Annotated in this window: 12 protein-coding genes and 1 tRNA gene; 11 read left to right on the forward strand and 2 right to left on the reverse strand. The window is 65.0% G+C overall.

Features of this window, described 5'->3' with window-relative positions; translation table 11 throughout:
* Positions 1-56: 56 nt before the first annotated feature.
* Positions 57-1,778: a DUF5722 domain-containing protein gene (locus PLL20_01020; GenBank protein HPD28547.1), complete on the reverse strand. Its 1,722-nt coding sequence runs from the start codon at positions 1,776-1,778 to the stop codon at positions 57-59.
* 291 nt (positions 1,779-2,069) lie between these two features.
* Between PLL20_01020 and PLL20_01025 the strand changes: the two genes are divergently transcribed.
* Positions 2,070-4,583, forward strand: a complete 2,514-nt coding sequence (locus PLL20_01025; protein ID HPD28548.1) for a glycoside hydrolase family 127 protein — start codon at positions 2,070-2,072, stop codon at positions 4,581-4,583.
* 245 nt (positions 4,584-4,828) lie between these two features.
* Here PLL20_01025 and PLL20_01030 read toward each other — a convergent pair whose 3' ends face one another.
* Positions 4,829-6,589 (reverse strand): hypothetical protein, encoded by a 1,761-nt coding sequence (locus PLL20_01030; GenBank protein HPD28549.1) that lies wholly within the window; start codon positions 6,587-6,589, stop codon positions 4,829-4,831.
* A 1,080-nt stretch (positions 6,590-7,669) separates the two neighbouring features.
* On the opposite strand from PLL20_01030, the gene PLL20_01035 reads away from it, so the two are divergent.
* The 10 genes from PLL20_01035 to PLL20_01080 all read left to right on the forward strand — a co-directional run bounded on the left by PLL20_01035 (position 7,670) and on the right by PLL20_01080 (position 16,513).
* Positions 7,670-7,741, forward strand: a tRNA-Gly gene (locus PLL20_01035).
* Positions 7,742-7,858: 117 nt separating this feature from the next.
* Positions 7,859-9,202, forward strand: coding sequence for a tyrosine-type recombinase/integrase (locus PLL20_01040; protein HPD28550.1), 1,344 nt, complete (start codon positions 7,859-7,861; stop codon positions 9,200-9,202).
* A 234-nt stretch (positions 9,203-9,436) separates the two neighbouring features.
* Positions 9,437-9,808, forward strand: a complete 372-nt coding sequence (locus tag PLL20_01045) for a DUF1580 domain-containing protein (protein HPD28551.1) — start codon at positions 9,437-9,439, stop codon at positions 9,806-9,808.
* On the forward strand, positions 9,805-10,701 hold the full coding sequence (locus PLL20_01050) for a PD-(D/E)XK nuclease-like domain-containing protein (protein ID HPD28552.1): 897 nt from the start codon (positions 9,805-9,807) through the stop codon (positions 10,699-10,701). The genes PLL20_01045 and PLL20_01050 overlap by 4 nt, the downstream gene beginning before the upstream one ends.
* A 122-nt stretch (positions 10,702-10,823) precedes the next feature.
* Positions 10,824-11,606 (forward strand): ATP-binding protein, encoded by a 783-nt coding sequence (locus tag PLL20_01055; GenBank protein ID HPD28553.1) that lies wholly within the window; start codon positions 10,824-10,826, stop codon positions 11,604-11,606.
* Positions 11,607-11,609: 3 nt separating this feature from the next.
* Positions 11,610-12,068, forward strand: a complete 459-nt coding sequence (locus PLL20_01060) for a DUF669 domain-containing protein (protein HPD28554.1) — start codon at positions 11,610-11,612, stop codon at positions 12,066-12,068.
* Positions 12,065-12,442 (forward strand): RusA family crossover junction endodeoxyribonuclease, encoded by a 378-nt coding sequence (locus tag PLL20_01065; GenBank protein ID HPD28555.1) that lies wholly within the window; start codon positions 12,065-12,067, stop codon positions 12,440-12,442. The genes PLL20_01060 and PLL20_01065 overlap by 4 nt, the downstream gene beginning before the upstream one ends.
* Positions 12,417-14,090: a DEAD/DEAH box helicase family protein gene (locus PLL20_01070; GenBank protein ID HPD28556.1), complete on the forward strand. Its 1,674-nt coding sequence runs from the start codon at positions 12,417-12,419 to the stop codon at positions 14,088-14,090. The genes PLL20_01065 and PLL20_01070 overlap by 26 nt, the downstream gene beginning before the upstream one ends.
* 14 nt (positions 14,091-14,104) lie before the next feature.
* On the forward strand, positions 14,105-15,961 hold the full coding sequence (locus PLL20_01075; GenBank protein ID HPD28557.1) for a bifunctional DNA primase/polymerase: 1,857 nt from the start codon (positions 14,105-14,107) through the stop codon (positions 15,959-15,961).
* A 288-nt stretch (positions 15,962-16,249) separates the two neighbouring features.
* On the forward strand, positions 16,250-16,513 hold the full coding sequence (locus PLL20_01080) for a hypothetical protein (GenBank protein ID HPD28558.1): 264 nt from the start codon (positions 16,250-16,252) through the stop codon (positions 16,511-16,513).
* Positions 16,514-16,562 lie beyond the last annotated feature (49 nt).

A 16,562-nucleotide genomic window follows, 5' to 3' on the forward strand; every position in this document is an offset into this window, starting at 1 on the left:
GATCGCGTCCGTCGGGCGATCATCTCCGCGCAATCGCCCTTCGCTATCGGATCTCCTCACTTCCTGGACGGAAGGGGCTGGCCCGCCGATGGCGGCAACAGCTCCGCCCAATCCCGGATTCCGATGATCGGCTTGGCAAACTCAAAAGCCGCCGCCCAGCCCGGCGTGTCCGCCATCCGAAAAACCTCGTGAATCCGCTTGGGTCGTCCGGGGTCGCCGGGACCCGGAGACGCTTCGTTGCGGGTCCACAACCCCAGTTTGAGCCCCCCTTCATCCCGGTAATCCACGTGCCGATGCAGAATGAACGCGTCGATGCCGTCAATGTGAGCAACCTTGACAAATGCCGCGCAGAACGCTGCGGCTTGCAATATCTCACCGTCCGGCCCGGCCTTGGTGTGGAAACCCTGCTCGGACAGGATCAGGCGCCGAGGCTCGCCTTTGTAAAGCAATTCCGGCCGTCGCAGGTACTCGGGCAGCAACTCAATGTTCTTGAGCGTGATCTTGGGCGTCGTGTTCACATCGGTCGTCGCGGCCCGGTCTCGCCAGAACGCCGGCTCCGTCAGGTTGTCCGGGTACGGGTGATAAGCCAGGTGCCAGGCAAAGTCGCCCTGCTCCCGCGCCCGCCTGGCGAAAAGCTCCAGAAAGGCACGACCGGGAAAAGATTTGGTCTGCGAATCGAACCTCGCGTTCCAGTGATGCTCGAGCGACATGTAGACGCGTGCGGTGGGACAGATCTTCTCGGCTGCCGTCGCCGCAATCCGCATCGCCCGAAGATAATCCTCCGTGAACTCCTCCATGCTCACCTCGCCCATGTTGCACCAGTGCCAGTGCGAGTTGACCTCGTTGCCGATGATGTAGCCCAGCGCCTGACCGAACCGGCCATCAGGCTGGGTGTAGCGGTCGATCAGAAACTCCACGGCCGCGCGGTAATGCCTCAGACCGTCGGCCGTCGCCGTATTGAACGCGCTGATCTGGTTCGGGCAGCCGTCGTTGTAGTTCGGATGCCGTAACACCTCTGCCGCCCCAGCTTCCGCGGTGTTCGCGTAATTCAGGAGAATCAGTGTGACCGTCATCCCCGCCTGCGACAACATGGTCACCCGTCGGTCCAGATCGACGACCAACGACGGATTCAGGAGAAACCGCTCGCCGTCGACCACGTGGGGAATCGCGTCCGGCATGGGCGTCCAGGCAAACAGTCTGGCCAGATCGACGTTAAGAGCCGCATGCTGCACACCAAGCGCAATCGCGTCATCGACCATCTGCACCTGCAAACCCTTCTTGGAACGTGTTCGAGGAAAGGGCAGCCTGCGGCGCTGCAGCGAAGTGAAATCCTCCACGAAACGGGCCGGCATAATCGGCTCCTGCCCGTTCACCGGCACCACCACGAACTTGGAATATAGCCGATCCCGCCGACCGCCCGGCGTCCGCTCGAAACGGTCCACGTTGAGCTTGACCATCCGCCGGGCAGCCATACCGGCCGTCTCGATCGGCTTTTTGCCCCGCCAGGCATCGTCCTTCTCGTTCGGCCGAAGCTCGTACACGACCACCTTGCCGGCATGCTCACCGGGGGGCAATACGATCTGAATCTGGCCCGACGTCGCCTTGACGACCGGCGCCTCCGTCTTACTCGCGGGCTGCACCTGCGATTCTTGCGCGGACGACTCCGCGGGAAGAGACCCCCGCCCCAGTTTCTCCCTGGACTTCTGCACGGGAGCCGCGCCGGCACAAAACAGCATCGCAAAACTCAAAAACGTGACCGTGCCCAAATCCGGATTCATATGTCGCCTCACGGTGGATGACCGTCTCCCCTCGTCGACCCTGCGTCACCCGATGTACGCACCGCAGAGCCGATTCTACCCTCCACTCGCGTGGGTCGCTATAATGCTCGACCGTCATCGGCCGGCAGTCCGTGACACCCGGAAGAGTTGCCGCCGGCGGCGCGATTGCCACGGCAGAGCCTTGGCCAAGCCGGATCCGCCGGAGCCGCGAGGTGTCACCCACTTGCCGACCGGTTCGGATGCCGGCCTCCTTCTGGACCGCGCGCACCGCGCAGTAAATGGAGAATACTGATGCACAGCTTGAACAAGGACTCTCGCACGCCGCTCAAACGGACACTGCACCACCCAAGCCGATTTGCTCTCTTCCTGCTGATCACTCTGGCAATTCCGGCATGCACCACTACCAAGGTCGTCATGCACGATCGCCTCGCCGCCGACGGCTCCAACTCCTTCTACATCGGCAACCGGGCACCCTTGCTGCCCGGTCCTCTGATCAAACTGCCCGTCGGCGCGGTCGAGCCCAAAGGCTGGCTCCGCAGCCAGCTACAATTCCAGGCCGAAGGCATGGTTGGGCACCTCGCCGAAATCAGCCAGTGGTGCAACTTTGCTGAAAGCGCGTGGGTGACACCCGACGGCACCGGCAAGTGGCCCTGGGAAGAGATGCCCTATTGGCTCAAAGGTTACGTCGACCTTGGCCTGCTGCTCAAAGACCCGCGGATCATGGCCGAGGCCACTAAGTGGATCCGGGCCATCCTCGACTCCCAACGCCCCGATGGCACCTTCGGTCCCAAGGACAACTTTGTGAACAACGACCTCTGGCCGCACATGTGCATCCTCTACGCCATGCGCTCCTACTACGAGGCCACCGGAGACCCCAAGGTCATTTCCGTGATGACCAACTACTTCCGCTACGTGCAGAAGATCCCCGTAGACAAGCTCTACACGTGGGGTAAACAGTACGGCGCCGGCTGGTGGCAGTGGATTCGGGCCGGCGATCATCTCGATAGCATATACTGGCTCTACAATCAGACCGGCGAGCCGTGGCTGCTCGACCTGGCCAAGGTCAACCACGAACGCACCGCCGACTGGACCGGCGGCATCGCCAGTTGGCATGGCGTGAACATCGCGGAGTGCTTCCGCGAACCGGCACAATACTACGTCCAGAGTCACGATCCGAAACACTTCGCCGCTGCCGCCCGCAATTACGACGAAGTGCGCGCCAAGTTCGGCCAGGTCCCCGGCGGAATGTACGGAGCCGACGAGAATTGCCGTGAGGGCTTCCACGACCCGCGACAGGGAACCGAAACCTGCGCGTTCGTCGAGATGATGCACAGCCATGAAATCCTGCTGAAGATCAGCGGCGATGGCCTCTGGGCCGATCGCTGCGAGGAGGTGGCGTTCAACTCCTTTCCGCCGTCGCTCACACCGGACCTCAAAGGCCTGCACTACCTGACCTGCCCGAACCAGATTCAATGCGACCGGGCCGACAAGACCCCCATGATCGAGAATCGCGGCGACATGATGTCATACACGCCATACGAGCAGTACCGCTGCTGCCAACACAACGTGGCTTTCGGCTGGCCCTATTTCGTCGAGCACCTCTGGATGGCCACACCCGGCAACGGCCTGGCCGCCGCCATGTATGCCCCCAGCAAGGTCACCGCAAGGGTCGGCGACGGAACGAAAGTCACCATCGACGAAAAGACCGACTACCCGTTCGATGACGTCATAGACCTGCACTTCTCGATGGCCCAGTCCGTTGAGTTCCCGCTCTCGCTGCGTATCCCGGGCTGGTGCAAGCTTGCCCACATTCGCATCAACGACCAAGCCCAGGAGCCCGTGTCTTCGCGCTGGGTTGTCTATACACGCAAGTGGTCCGATGGCGACAAGGTGCGCATCGAGTTGCCCATGGAAATCAGCACCCACGTCTGGACGGCCAACCGCAACAGCGTTTCGGTCAGCCGCGGACCGCTCACTTACTCGCTCAAGATCGGCGAAAAGTGGCAGGAATACGACAACGGCAAGCCGTGGGCGGCCTACGAGGTCTTCCCCGCCACGCCGTGGAACTACGGCCTGATCGTCAATCCCGGAGATCCGGCCACGTCCTTTGAATTCAAACGCACCGGCGTCCGCGTCGGTCAGCAACCGTTCCGCCCTGAGGCCGCTCCGGTAATGCTCAAGGCCAAGGGCAAACGTATTCCCGAGTGGCAACAGGAGAAGAACGGGCTGGTGGGCGAGGTTCCTGAAAGCCCCGTCCGCAGCGACCAACCGGTCGAAGAACTCACGCTGATCCCGATGGGGTGCGCTCGCCTGCGCATCGCAGCTTTCCCGCGAATCGGCGACGGGCCCGACGCCAAGACCTGGAAGAAACCCCCACCTAAGCCGGCGTTGACCGCCTCGCATTCAAACCCGGCCGACAGCCTCCAGGCCGTGGCCGATGGCGTCATCCCCAAGAGCTCGAGTGATCAATCCATTCGTCGTTTTACTTGGTGGCCTCACCGCGGCACGAACGAATGGGTCGAACGCGCGCTGTATGAGCCTCAAACGATAGGATACTGCGAGGTATACTGGTTTGACGACGGCGGCACCGGCTCCTGCCGCGTCCCTAAGTCATGGACGATCGAGTACCGGCCCAAGAGCGGCGGACCGTGGACCTCCGTCAAGAACACCGGTCCCTACGGCGTGGAAAAGGATACCTTCAACAAGGTGTCATTCGAACCGGTCGACGCAATCGAAATCCGCATCAAGGTCGAATTGCAGCCCGGCTTCTCCGGCGGAATCCTGGAGTGGCGCATCGGCGAGTAGACCGTCGGAAACGCTGTCTGCCTCCAGCGCGTCCTGACACGGACCGCCTTTTTGCGGGTCGCAGCCAAAGCGCACCCCGAGCCGAAAAGGTACGCCCAAGCCGCACAGATGTCTGGCCATGGGTTTGCAACAATCCCGGCGACGCCCATCGCGACCAAATGGGTGGAGGTGCGATGATGATACTCCGCTCAGCGCGGAGTCTTGTGGGCCGGGGTGTGGGTGACCTTGCCGTCCGCACGCCCCCCTCACAAGGCCGCATCATCCGCCGCACGGCGGGCTTCTTCCCACGCTGACTCCGCTTCCTCAAGCCGCCGCTGGGCGCTTTCGTAGGCGGCCCTGGCATCCGCCGCCTCCGTTCGAGCCTGTACCAGCTTCTCACTCGCTTCCTGAGCCCGCCGGGCGGCCTGCTGGTACATCTTGGCCCGAGCCAACCTGTTCTCGGCTTCGATGTGCGTCCGGTCCATGTGATCCAACAACTGAATCAACCTCTCGAGACCTGTCTGAATCGTCTCGCGAACCGTACGCAACTCTTCGCGCATGTTCAGGCTGGGCAGATTGGATGTTTGAAATGCCGGCTCGTCCTCCATGCCGGCAGCGTTCAGATCGCTGCTGATCTCGGCGACCTCATCCGCGGACAACTCCATCCCTTGAGCGGCTTCCGGTATCTCGGCCGCCCCGATCAACTCCGCTTCCGGGAGCACCGAATCACCCGGCGGAATCGCACTATCGCATACTTGATCCGCCAGCGCGCCCAGGTCCGCGGTAGCCTCTTCGAACGCGGAAGCAATGGCATCGATCTCGGTACGGCTGGCCTCAATGGCCTGAGCGACCTCTTCCGCCGCCAAGTCCGGCTGACCCGCCTCATCTTTCGGCACGCAAGCCGTATTCTGACTCGCATCTGCTTTGTCCACCTCCGTCTGATCCCTTGCGTCCGTCACCTCTTGAGCACGGCCGCCGTTCTCCGGAATCGATCGCGAGGCATCAACCGCGTCAGTCGCGTCGATTCCGCTGCCTTCCGTCACCGACTCTTGGCCCGCCGGTGAAGGATTCGCCTGTCCGGCAAGCAACATGTCCGCAAGCTGGTCGAGCGAGACCTCGCTATCCGGCAAGCCGGCCTGCTCAGCCATGATCTGTTCGAGAGGGTCGACTGTCGCCTCGCCACCGGCAGTCCCCTCGGCAACTCCGGCTTTCCCAGTGAGTGAGTCGCCCTCGGTCATGCCCTCCACCTCATCCGCCTTTTCACCTTCCGTGACCCCCTCGGCTTCGAGATCCTCAACCGACAAGCCTTCCTCGTCGAACTCGTCGCCGACGCCTGACATATCGCTGGTCTCACCGGCAAGTGCGCCCTCGGCTATTCCCATCGCTTCTCGTAGCGCCGCCTCCACCGGATCGGACTCCGTCGTTCCCGCCGATGACTCGGCCGGTACCTGTTGACCGCTGGCCGGTTCCGCAGAAGCCGGCTGCTGACCAGAGGCCGCTCCCGTCTCGCTTGCATTCTCGCTAGCCGGCGTCTCGGAAACACCGCTGGTCTCTGGCGCGGCCCGGCGAGCGGCCACGGCCTTGTTCAGCATTGCTTGCTTGAATGCTTGGCCCACCCTCCCCGCAGAAGGCTTGCCCGACGCCGTAACTTCGTTGCCGACGTCCTCGTGAAAGTCGTTGCTTTCCTTCTCCACTGCGGCCATGTCGATTTCTCCCCTGGCTGTCGGAAAGTCGGCGTCAAGCTTGGCAATGGCTTCCCCGGTCGACGGATGCATGGCATCGCGCAGAATCGCGACCATATCCTTGATGTCTTCCGCAGTTCGCCCGCCTTCCTCCGCCGCGCCCGACTTCACCGCAGCCAGCCGGTCCTCCAGGGCTTCCACCAGCTCCGGCGTCGCTCCCTGGGCGAAGCTGGACATCAACTCCAGCTCTGTGCGCAGCGCGATCACATCCTCGTCGTTCCCGACCGTTACAGGTCTCACCGCGCCTTGCCGGGCAATCTGGTAGGTCTGCGGATAACTGGCCACCCGCACCTCCTCCGCCCGCCACCAGCGGAGACCATCGGCCCCTTGTCCACGACCCCAGAGGGCAGCCAACGCTGCCGCCACCGGTCCGAGCGGTCAGACGGAACGACCTATCATTTATCGACTTCCGTGACATGCTGCGTAATATCTGCTTACCGCCCCCGCTTCAGACCCGAGAAAAAAGCACCCCGGAGGGCCATCCCGGCGCGCGTTTTTCAGGCTCCCGGAGATACCCGGTACCAAACCCTCATTCCACGCCGCACAGTACTGCCGTGGTATCGCTTATAGGACGATGGAACCATTCGCCGCAACCGGTGTGAGAAGGTTCCCCGCCCGACAGTGACCACAACGCGCCGGACACGAACAGCCCCCACGGCTCACGCCCCCTTGAAAAACCGCCAACGGCCCACCTCACCGGCAATCGGCTGCCCAACGCCAGAAAAGAATGCTGAATGACCGTGCAGAATCTCGCAACGCCGGGTGAGGATGCTGGCAAAGACAATGGAATTGACCTCAACGCCGCCTGACCACCCACGGTCATTGGCCTCTTCCGGCCCGACTGCCACCCGTCCTGGACGCATCTTTCTCAAGCATTCGCTAGCCCGACGCCCTCGTCGCCGATTATCGTTCTTCCGATCCCCAACCCAAGGCGGCCTTCGGCCGCAACCAAGAAGGGCAGTCCGTTTACGACCACAAGCCCTTGTTTGCAGGCGGGTTACGCCTTGCAGCCAGCAAGATGCACGCAAAATGCGCACCAGTCCCGACGGAAGAGACTAACCCAACCATCACGCCCTTCCCGCATAGCAGATGCTCGCTCTGGACACGTATTTCAGTTACGGCGTCCAACCCCCTCCTACGCCCCTCGCTCCCCAAACCGATACTCTCGTCCCAAACCCCCAGCGCCGAGGCAGACCGCCTCGTCATGGGCTGCAACCCAAACGCACTGCGGTCTTGAAACACGCGCCGCAAGCCGCAGTCATCTGGCCGGGAGGTTCCAGACCCCGCTGCGCAGGAACGTTGCCATACTATCACGGGGGTCTTGACTTCGGCGCGTGAGCCCTTTACCGTTCAGGAAACAGTCCTGCGGGCGTAATTCAGTGGTAGAATGCCAGCTTCCCAAGCTGGACGTCGTGGGTTCGAATCCCATCGCCCGCTGTGAACGTAAATACGCCAGCCCTCGAACGTTACGAGGACCTGCCGACGGTCGGCAGTGCGGCTTGAGACGCAAAACCGCGCGGTTTTACACCGCGCAAGCGTTTCGGAGGCCGATACATGCCGACGAAGGTTCCTTCCTACCGTAAGCGCAAAGGCTACAGCCAGGCACTGGTCACTCTCACGGATGCCGCAACGCGGCGACGCCGCGACTACTGGCTCGGCGAGCATGGCACGCCTGAGAGCCGTGAGGCGTATCACCGCATCATCGCCCAATGGGAGGCCGCTGGCCGCCGATTGCCTGCCAATGACTCTGCGGGAGCCTGCTCCGCGACCACCACGAGCGTGACGATCACGGAACTGGTCCGCGATTACTGGCGATGGGCCGAGGAGTACTACCGGCCCAAGCACACGCAGGCTTTGATCTGCGCACTGCGATTGATGCGCCAGTACTACGGCCAGACACTCGCGGCCGAGTTCGGCCCCAAGAAGCTGCGTCTCCTTCGCGAGGAGATGATTCGCGGCGACGAGGGGGCCGTTCCACCGCGTCGAGCCTGGGCACGCAAGTTCATCAACTCCCAGGTCCAGCGCATTCGCCACATGTTCAAGTGGGCCGTGGCCCGCGAGATGGTGCCCGCGTCGGTCTATCAGGCGCTCTGCACGCTCGAGCCGCTCAAACGCGGCCGTACCACCGCCCGCGAAGGCCGTAAGGTGGGGCCGGTATCGCAACCGCTGCTTGATGCTACGCTGCCGCTGCTCAGCCGCCCGGTCAGGGCCCTGGTCGATCTCCAGCTCCTTACCGGGGCACGCCCCGGGGAGTTGCTCGAACTGCGAGCCTGCGACCTGGAGATCGACGAGAAGGCGGGCATCTGGACCTACCGCCCGGAAAGACACAAGAACGTCCATCGCGAGCACGATCGCATCATCTACTTCGGCCCCCGCGCCCAAGCGGTCATCCGACCATTCCTGGGCAACCGCCCGACCACCGCATTCCTGTTCAGCCCGGCGGACGCGGAGGCCGAACGTCGTGAGGCGCTGCACGCCGCGCGAACGACGCCGCTTTCTTGCGGCAATCGTCCCGGCACAAATCGCCGCGATGAGCCAGCCTGCTCGCCTGGCGACCGCTACACAACGAACACGTATGCCCAGGCGATTCGCTACGCGTGTGACCGGGCATACCCGCCGCCGTTGCCCTTCGGCCGCGAGAAGAAGGAGACCAAGAAGGCCTGGCGTGAGCGACTCAAGAAGAAGCCCGAGCTCAAGGAGCAGCTTTTGGAGTGGCAACGGGCGCACCGCTGGCATCCCCACCAACTCCGTCATAACGCGGCGACGCTGCTCCGACGCGAGTTCGGCCTGGAGGCCGCCCAACTGGCCTTGGGCCACGCCAGTGCGCAGATCACCGACGCCGTCTACGCCGAACGCGACCACGCCAAGGTGGTTGAGATCATGCGGAAGATCGGCTGACGCCCGTCGTCACGCCAGCGCGAAGCTTTGCGCCGGGCTGTCGAGTTACCAAACTCGGCAGCCCGGCCTCGTTCCACATTTTTCTGCGAATTCGTAACCGCTTGTCACATGGGCTGTTACGCATCTCGCCAGCCGCTTGTAGCGCGGTAACTGGAGTTACCGAGTTACCGCGCGAAATCGTGTTGTAAGAACCCGTGCAGAGGATGCATGGCCGGCAAGGCCGTGGAGGTTTCGATGCACGGGCAAACGATCACAGACGCACACATCACCCTGACGGAGGCGGCCAATATCGCGCCGGGCCGACCGTCGGCGAATTGCATCTGGCGCTGGTGCCGGCGCGGCGTACGGTCGCGGAACGGCGATCGCGTTCGCCTCCAGCACATGCGGATCGGCGGCAAGATCTTCACCACCGCCCGGTGGCTCGAGGAGTTCGGCCGGGCACTGGCGGACGCGGACGCCCGCTACTTCGACTTGTGCGAGGCCGCCTCGCACGCCGCCGCGGCGGGGCCGCGACGACGGCGCCTGCGGTCACCATCCGCGTTTGAGGAACAGCGTCGCCGCGAGATCGCGGAAGCCGAGCGCGAACTCGAGGAGGCCGGCCTGTGAGAACCAACAAATGCCTTCCGCTCGTGCGGATCGGCCAAGGGACAAGCCAGAGGGACATCTACCCCGAGGAGATCATGACCCCCAAGAACGGCATCGACCTTCGTTTCCTGATCCGCGAGCCCGCAGAGGTATACCACGCGAAGGCCAAGGACTACCTGAGCGCCCACGCCCTGGCCGACTTCCGACGCTGCCCGCTGCTGTACCGCAAGAAGCAGCTCGGCCTGATCCCCGATCACGACAGCACGTTCTATCTGATCGGGCGTGCGGCCCACACGCTGATCCTCGAAGGGCGCGAACGCTACGCCCGCGAGTTCGCCGTCGGAGGCCCGATCAATCCGAAGACCGGCCAGCCGTTCGGGTCGAACACGAAGGCCTTTGCCGAGTGGGCGGCGCAGCAGAGCAAGGCCGTACTCAGCGACGACCAGGCCGCCCTCGTGGAACAGATGGCGGCGGCGGTCAAGGGGCATGAACTTGCCCGTGAGCTGCTGGCCGACGGCTCGGCCGAGGGTGTGGTTCGCTGCGAGTACGAGGGCCACGCGTGCCAGGCGCGGATCGATTGGATCAGCGCCGATCGCGATCAGGGGATCGTGGACCTCAAGACCGCCGACACCATCGACAGCTTCGAGCTCTCGGCATCGGCGTTCGGCTACATGCACCAGTTGGCGTTCTACCGGGCGCTGGTCGCGCGGGTCAGCGGCCGCATCCTGCCCGTCCACCTGATCGCCGTCGAGAAGCGCGAACCCTATCGCTGCGGCGTGTGGCGCATCAGCCCCGCCGTGCTCGATGCCGCCCAAGAGCAGAACGAAAGCGACCTTCAACAGCTGTCCCGGTGCCGGGCAACCGGCATCTGGCCGACGCGCTACGAGGCGTTGCGAACGATCGACCGGCTGTGAGCCCCGACCCGGGGCCGGATGGTGTGGCTGCGGAGGCCTTTCGCCGGAAGCCCACCGCAGTCGGGACGACCTGTACCGGCCCCGAGTCCGGATTCACGGTCACGAACAGACAAGGAGGAACCATGAGCCTTATGAATCAGATCCAACGAGGCAAGGCCGAGATGCCCCGGCGCGTGCTGGTGTACGGCACACAGGGCATCGGCAAATCCACGTTCGGCTCGATGGCCGATCGCCCCGTCTTCATCCAGACGGAGGACGGGCTCGGCGGCATCGACTGCGAGCGGTTTCCGCTGGCGGCGAAGTACGGCGACGTGCTGAGCGCCCTGGCCGAGCTCTACACCGCGCCGCACGAATTCGGCACGGTCGTGCTCGACAGCCTCGACTGGCTCGAACGCCTGATCTGGGCCGAGGTCTGCCGGGCCCGGGGTGTCGAGAGCATCGAGGACATCGGCTACCAGAAGGGCTACACGTTCGCGCTGACGCAGTGGCGCGAGGTGCTCGAAGGCCTCAACGCCCTGCGGACCGATCGGGGCATGCAGGCCATTCTGATCGCCCACGCCAAGATCGAGCGATTCGAGAACCCCGAGACCGACGCCTATGACCGCTATGTGCCCCGCCTGCACAAGCTGGCCTCGGCCCTCGTGCAGGAGTGGTGCGACGAGGTGCTGTTCGCCACGTATCGCGTTCACACCCGCAAGGTCGGCGAGCAGTTCGGCCAGGACAGGCACAAGGGCATCGGCACGGGCGAGCGAATCATCCGCACGACCGAGCGCCCTGCCCATGTCGCCAAGAACCGGCTGAGCCTGCCGGACGAGATCCCCCTGGACTATCGCATCTACGCCGCGTTCGTTCGCGGCGAGAACCCGTTGGCTATGTCGGAACAACCTGCAGAGCAAGGAGCGTAAGCAATGGCAAACCTGAATGGTTTTGATGCGCGAGAAGTGGACCCGTCGGTCGGATTCGATCCGATTCCCGCCGGCAAGTACCTGGCGATCATCAGCGGATCGCAGATGAAGCCGACGAAGTCGGGTGCCGGCAACTATCTGGAGCTGACGTTCCAGATTCTCGAGGGCGAGTTCAAGGGCCGGCTGGTGTGGACCCGCCTGAACCTCGACAACCCGAAGGCCGAGACGGTCAAGTACGCCCGGGCGGAGCTGTCGGCCATCTGCCGCGCGGTGGGCGTCATGGCGCCCCGTGACAGCGTCGAGCTGCACGACCTCCCGCTGATCATCACCGTCGCCCATAAGAAGCGTTCGGATACTGACGAGATCACCAACGTGATCAAGGGCTACGCCAAGAAGGACGGGAACGGGACGCGTCCGGCGGCGCCGGCCGGCAACAACGGGAAGGCGCCGTGGCAGAAGTGACCCGCACCTACGAGCTGCCGTATCCGCCGTCGGTCAACCACTACTGGCGGCGAGTGGGCTGGCGCACGCTGATCAGCCGCGAGGGCCGGCGCTACCGCAAGGAGGTGGTAGCGCTCCTCGCGGCGCAGCGGGCGCAACCCCTGGGCGGGCGGCTTGTCATGCGGGTGACGGTGTTCCCGCCCGATGCACGCCGACGCGACCTGGACAACGTGCAGAAGGCCCTGCTCGACGCCCTTCAGCAAGGCGAGGCCTTCCACGACGACAGCCAGATCGACGAGCTGGTGATCAAGCGCGGCGCGGTTGTCCCCGACGGCAAGACGATCGTCGAGATCACGGAGATCGATGCAAATGGAACTGCGAGCGTACCAGCGTGAGGCCGTGGAGGCCGTCTACACCCACCTTCGCGGCCGCGACGACAACCCGTGCGTCGTGATCCCCACGGGCGGGGGGAAAACCGCGGTGATGGCGACGATCTGCCGCGACGCCGTCCAGATGTGGGACGGTCGGGTGCTGATCCTGGCCCACGTCAAGGAGCTGCTCGAGCAGATCGCCGAGAAGCTTCGCACGATGGCGCCGGACCTGCCGTTCGGGATCTACTCCGCCGGCCTGAAACGTCGGGACCTCGGCTACGCCGTGACGATCGCCGGCATCCAGTCGGTCTACCAGCGGGCCTGCGACATCGGGCCGGTGGACCTGGCGATCGTCGATGAAGCCCATCTCATTCCGCCCGACGGCGAGGGGATGTACCGGCAGTTCCTGGCCGACGCGAAGGTCATCAACCCGCAGATGCGGGTGATCGGGCTAACGGCGACCCCATTCCGCATGAAGTCGGGCATGATCTGCGCGCCCGAGAACATCCTCAACGCCATCTGCTACGAGATCGGCGTTCGCGAGCTGATCGTGCAGGGCTACCTCTGCCCCCTGCGAACCAAGTCGGGCTCGCAGCGGCCCGATTACGACCAACTTCATGTTCGCGGCGGCGAGTTCATCGCCAACGAGGTCGAGGACCTCATGGACGATGACGCCCTCGTTCGTTCGGCCTGTCGCGAGATCGTGGAGCACGCGGCTGACCGAAAGTCCGTGCTGATCTTCGCCTCGGGCGTCCGGCACGGCGAGCATATCGTGCGCGTCCTGCGGGAACGCCACGGCGCCGAATGCGGGTTCGTCTGCGGCGAGACGCTGCCGTTTGAACGGGCCCAGACGTTGCGGCGGTTCCGCGACGGAAGCCTCAAATACCTATGCAACGTCAACGTGCTGACGACCGGCTTCGACGCCCCGAACATCGACTGCATCGCCCTGGTCCGCCCGACGCTCTCGCCGGGACTCTACTATCAGTGCATAGGGCGAGGATTCCGCCTGCACGAAGGCAAGACCGACTGCCTCGTGCTGGACTTCGGCGGCAACGTTCTGCGCCACGGGCCGGTCGATCAGATCCGCATCGAGGCGCCCCGGGAGGGCCAGGGCCACACGCCGGCCAAGGAGTGTCCGCAGTGCCACGAGGTGATCGCGGCCGGCTACGGCATGTGCCCGCAGTGCGGGTACGAGTTCCCACCGCCGGAGCGGGCCAAGCACGATGCGGAGGCCAGCAGCGAGAGCATCCTGTCCGACCCGGCGAGCCGCACCGAGCATGAAGTCGCGAGCGTCTTCTACGCCGTTCACACCAAACGGGATGCACCGCCGGATGCGCCACGCACGATGCGCGTCGACTACCGCATCGGCTTCAACCAGTACGTATCGGAATGGGTCTGCTTCGAGCACACCGGCTACGCCCGCCAGAAGGCGGAATCCTGGTGGCGGGCCCGCTCCGTCGAGTCGGTACCGAATGACGCCGCCGAGGCCGTCGAGCTGGCCCACGCCGGCGCCCTGGCCAGGACGCTGGCCGTCACCGTCGAGCACAAGTCCGGCGAGAAGTACGACCGCGTCGTCAGCCACAGGCTGGGCGACAAGCCGCCAAGGCTCGAATCGGAGGAGGGCCTGCCGGAGTACGCCCCCCTGGGCGATGAGGACTCGATTCCGTTCTGAGGAGTGTGCCGGCAATGGATTGCGACAGCGCGATGCTCCATGCGGCGCTATGGTACGCCGAATTGGGTTATCCGGTGTTCCCCTGCGTTCCCGGCGGCAAGACGCCGCTTCCCGCGCATGGCCTGCTGGAAGCCACCACCGATGCCGAACGGATCACGGGCTGGTGGATGCGCCACCCTGATGCAAACGTCGCCATCCGCACTGACGACCTGCTCGCGATCGACGTGGACGGGCGGGACAACCCCTGGCTCGCCGATGAGCCGGCCCAACGGGCTGACCTCGAGATCGCCCCGCAGTCGCTGACGCCACGGGGCGGACGGCACTACTTCTTCCGGCAGCCCGAGGGCCGTTCGTGGCGGAACACGGCCGGCCGGCTCGCCCCGCACGTCGACTCGCGCGCCCACGGCGGCTACGTGCTGGTACCGCCGTCTACCGTGGGAGGCGGGTCGTATTGCTGGCGCGACGGCCACGAACTGACCGTCTCGCCGGCCCGGCTGCCCGAGCCGCCGGCCTGGCTGACCGGGCAGCTCGACGCCCTGACCGCGGCCAACGGCACGGTTCAACCCGATACACCGGCGAATGCGATCCCCCGGGGCCATCGCAATGCCACGCTGGCCCGGCTGGCCGGCGCGATGCGCCGCGTGGGCATGTCGCAGGCCGAGATCGGCGCCGCCCTGCGGCAGGCCAATGCCGATCGCTGCGCGCCCCCGCTGCCGGCACGTGAGGTCGAGCGGATCGCGGCGAGCATCGCCCGCTACGAGCCGGACGGCGTCGCCGTCGCGCTGGTCGAGAACCACTGGGACCAGGATCGCGACGTGCCGGTCAGGAACCAGCCGCTGACCGTGCGGGAACTGATGGCCGCGTACCGGATGTTGCGTGCCCCGGTCCTCCAGGGCCTGCTGCGCCGTGGCGAGACGATGAATGTCATCGCGCCGCCCAAGACCGGGAAGAGCTGGCTGGTTCTGGCGCTGGCGATGGCGATCGCCACGGGGCGCCTTTGGCTCGACACGTTCGAAACGGTCCGGGGCGACGTGCTGATCCTCGACAACGAGCTGCACCCCGAGACGCTCGCCCACCGCATCCCGCAGGTCGCCGAGTGCCTGCGGATCGGGATGAACGAGATCGCCGAGACGATGAGCGTGCAAAGCCTGCGCGGCCAGCTCCGCGACATCTTCTCGCTGGGCCCGTACTTCGAGTCGGTCGCCCCCGGCCGCTTCGCCTTGGTCGTGCTCGACGCCTTCTATCGCTTCATGCCGCGCGACATGGACGAGAACGACAACGGCACGATGGCCAACATCTACAACCACCTTGACGCCCTGGCCGATCGGCTGGGCTGCGCGTTCGTGCTGATCCACCACGCGACCAAGGGCAACCAGTCGGCCAAGGCCGTCACCGACGTCGGGGCCGGCGCCGGCAGCCAGAGCCGGGCGGCGGACGCCCACCTCGTGCTCCGGCCGCACGAAGAGCCCGGGGCGGTCGTGCTGGAGGCCGCCGTCCGGTCGTGGCCGCCGGTCGAGCCCAGAGTCTTGCGGTGGTCGTTCCCGCTGTGGAGGCCCGCCCCCGACCTCGATCCCGCGAGGCTCAAGAGCGAGAAGCCGAAGCGGGCGAAGGCAGATGCGAAGGAATCCTCGGAGCCCCCGGCATGGAACGTCGAACGGTTCGTCGAGACGTTCCTGTCGGACCAGCCGGCGACCAAGGCGGAGATCCGCGCGCGGGCGGCGGATGTCCCCGGGCTGTCCTGGAGGCGGATCGCGGACCTGCTGGACATCGCCGAGGTCCGTGGGTTGATCCACCGCCGGCGGGTGGGCAAGGCGCATCAGGTGCTTTATGCGACCGTCCCGCCGTCCACAGAACAGGAGGTCCGTTCGTGAAACCGGCTCCCCGTTCGCTCGTGCGCGCATCGCTGGAGCGCTTCGCCGAAGCGCTCCGACGAACTTCCGAACCCGTCGAAGCCGACTTCGCTCGTGCGCGCGCACACCCCCCACACCCCCCAGGGGCGTGCGCTCGAGCGACGCCCCCTGGGGTCGCTGGAGCGCGCGCGCTTCGGCGAAGCGCTCCAGCGAAACTGATGAACCCTTATGAGCACATCCCGGGCATGTATGGGCGCGCGCGTGCGCGCGCACACGATGAGCCTGATCTCGTTACCGAGAGGAATCCAGATGGCAAAGCATAGACCCAAGCCCCGCAATGGGTTCGAGGACAGCCTGCCCGTGATGGCGGACGAATGGAACCGGCTGCCCGCGGAAGTCGAGCAAGCCTACCGCCGAGGGTTTCAGCAGGGTCTGGCCGTAGCGATCGAGGGGCTTCGCAGCGGCGCGACGGCTGACGACATCGAGGAGTTCACATACGGGATTGTTCACGCGTGGCGATATCAGGACCCCATGCGCTGGTCGCCAGCGCCGCGGATGGAGGACCAGGGATGAATAGGTGGATTCCGCTCGGCGACGCGTCAAGAAGCCAAGGCGGTGCAAC

The organism is Phycisphaerae bacterium, assembly GCA_035384605.1.
Taxonomy (GTDB): Bacteria; Planctomycetota; Phycisphaerae; order UBA1845; family PWPN01; genus JAUCQB01.

Excerpts from the sequence above, each read along its gene's own strand:
- PLL20_01020 (HPD28547.1), bottom strand. The coding sequence starts at position 1,778 with ATGAATCCGGATTTGGGCACGGTCACGTTTTTGAGTTTTGCGATGCTG.
- PLL20_01025 (HPD28548.1), top strand. The coding sequence starts at position 2,070 with ATGCACAGCTTGAACAAGGACTCTCGCACGCCGCTCAAACGGACACTG.
- PLL20_01040 (HPD28550.1), top strand. The coding sequence starts at position 7,859 with ATGCCGACGAAGGTTCCTTCCTACCGTAAGCGCAAAGGCTACAGCCAG.
- PLL20_01045 (HPD28551.1), top strand. The coding sequence starts at position 9,437 with ATGCACGGGCAAACGATCACAGACGCACACATCACCCTGACGGAGGCG.
- PLL20_01055 (HPD28553.1), top strand. The coding sequence starts at position 10,824 with ATGAGCCTTATGAATCAGATCCAACGAGGCAAGGCCGAGATGCCCCGG.
- PLL20_01060 (HPD28554.1), top strand. The coding sequence starts at position 11,610 with ATGGCAAACCTGAATGGTTTTGATGCGCGAGAAGTGGACCCGTCGGTC.
- PLL20_01070 (HPD28556.1), top strand. The coding sequence starts at position 12,417 with ATGGAACTGCGAGCGTACCAGCGTGAGGCCGTGGAGGCCGTCTACACC.
- PLL20_01075 (HPD28557.1), top strand. The coding sequence starts at position 14,105 with ATGGATTGCGACAGCGCGATGCTCCATGCGGCGCTATGGTACGCCGAA.
- PLL20_01080 (HPD28558.1), top strand. The coding sequence starts at position 16,250 with ATGGCAAAGCATAGACCCAAGCCCCGCAATGGGTTCGAGGACAGCCTG.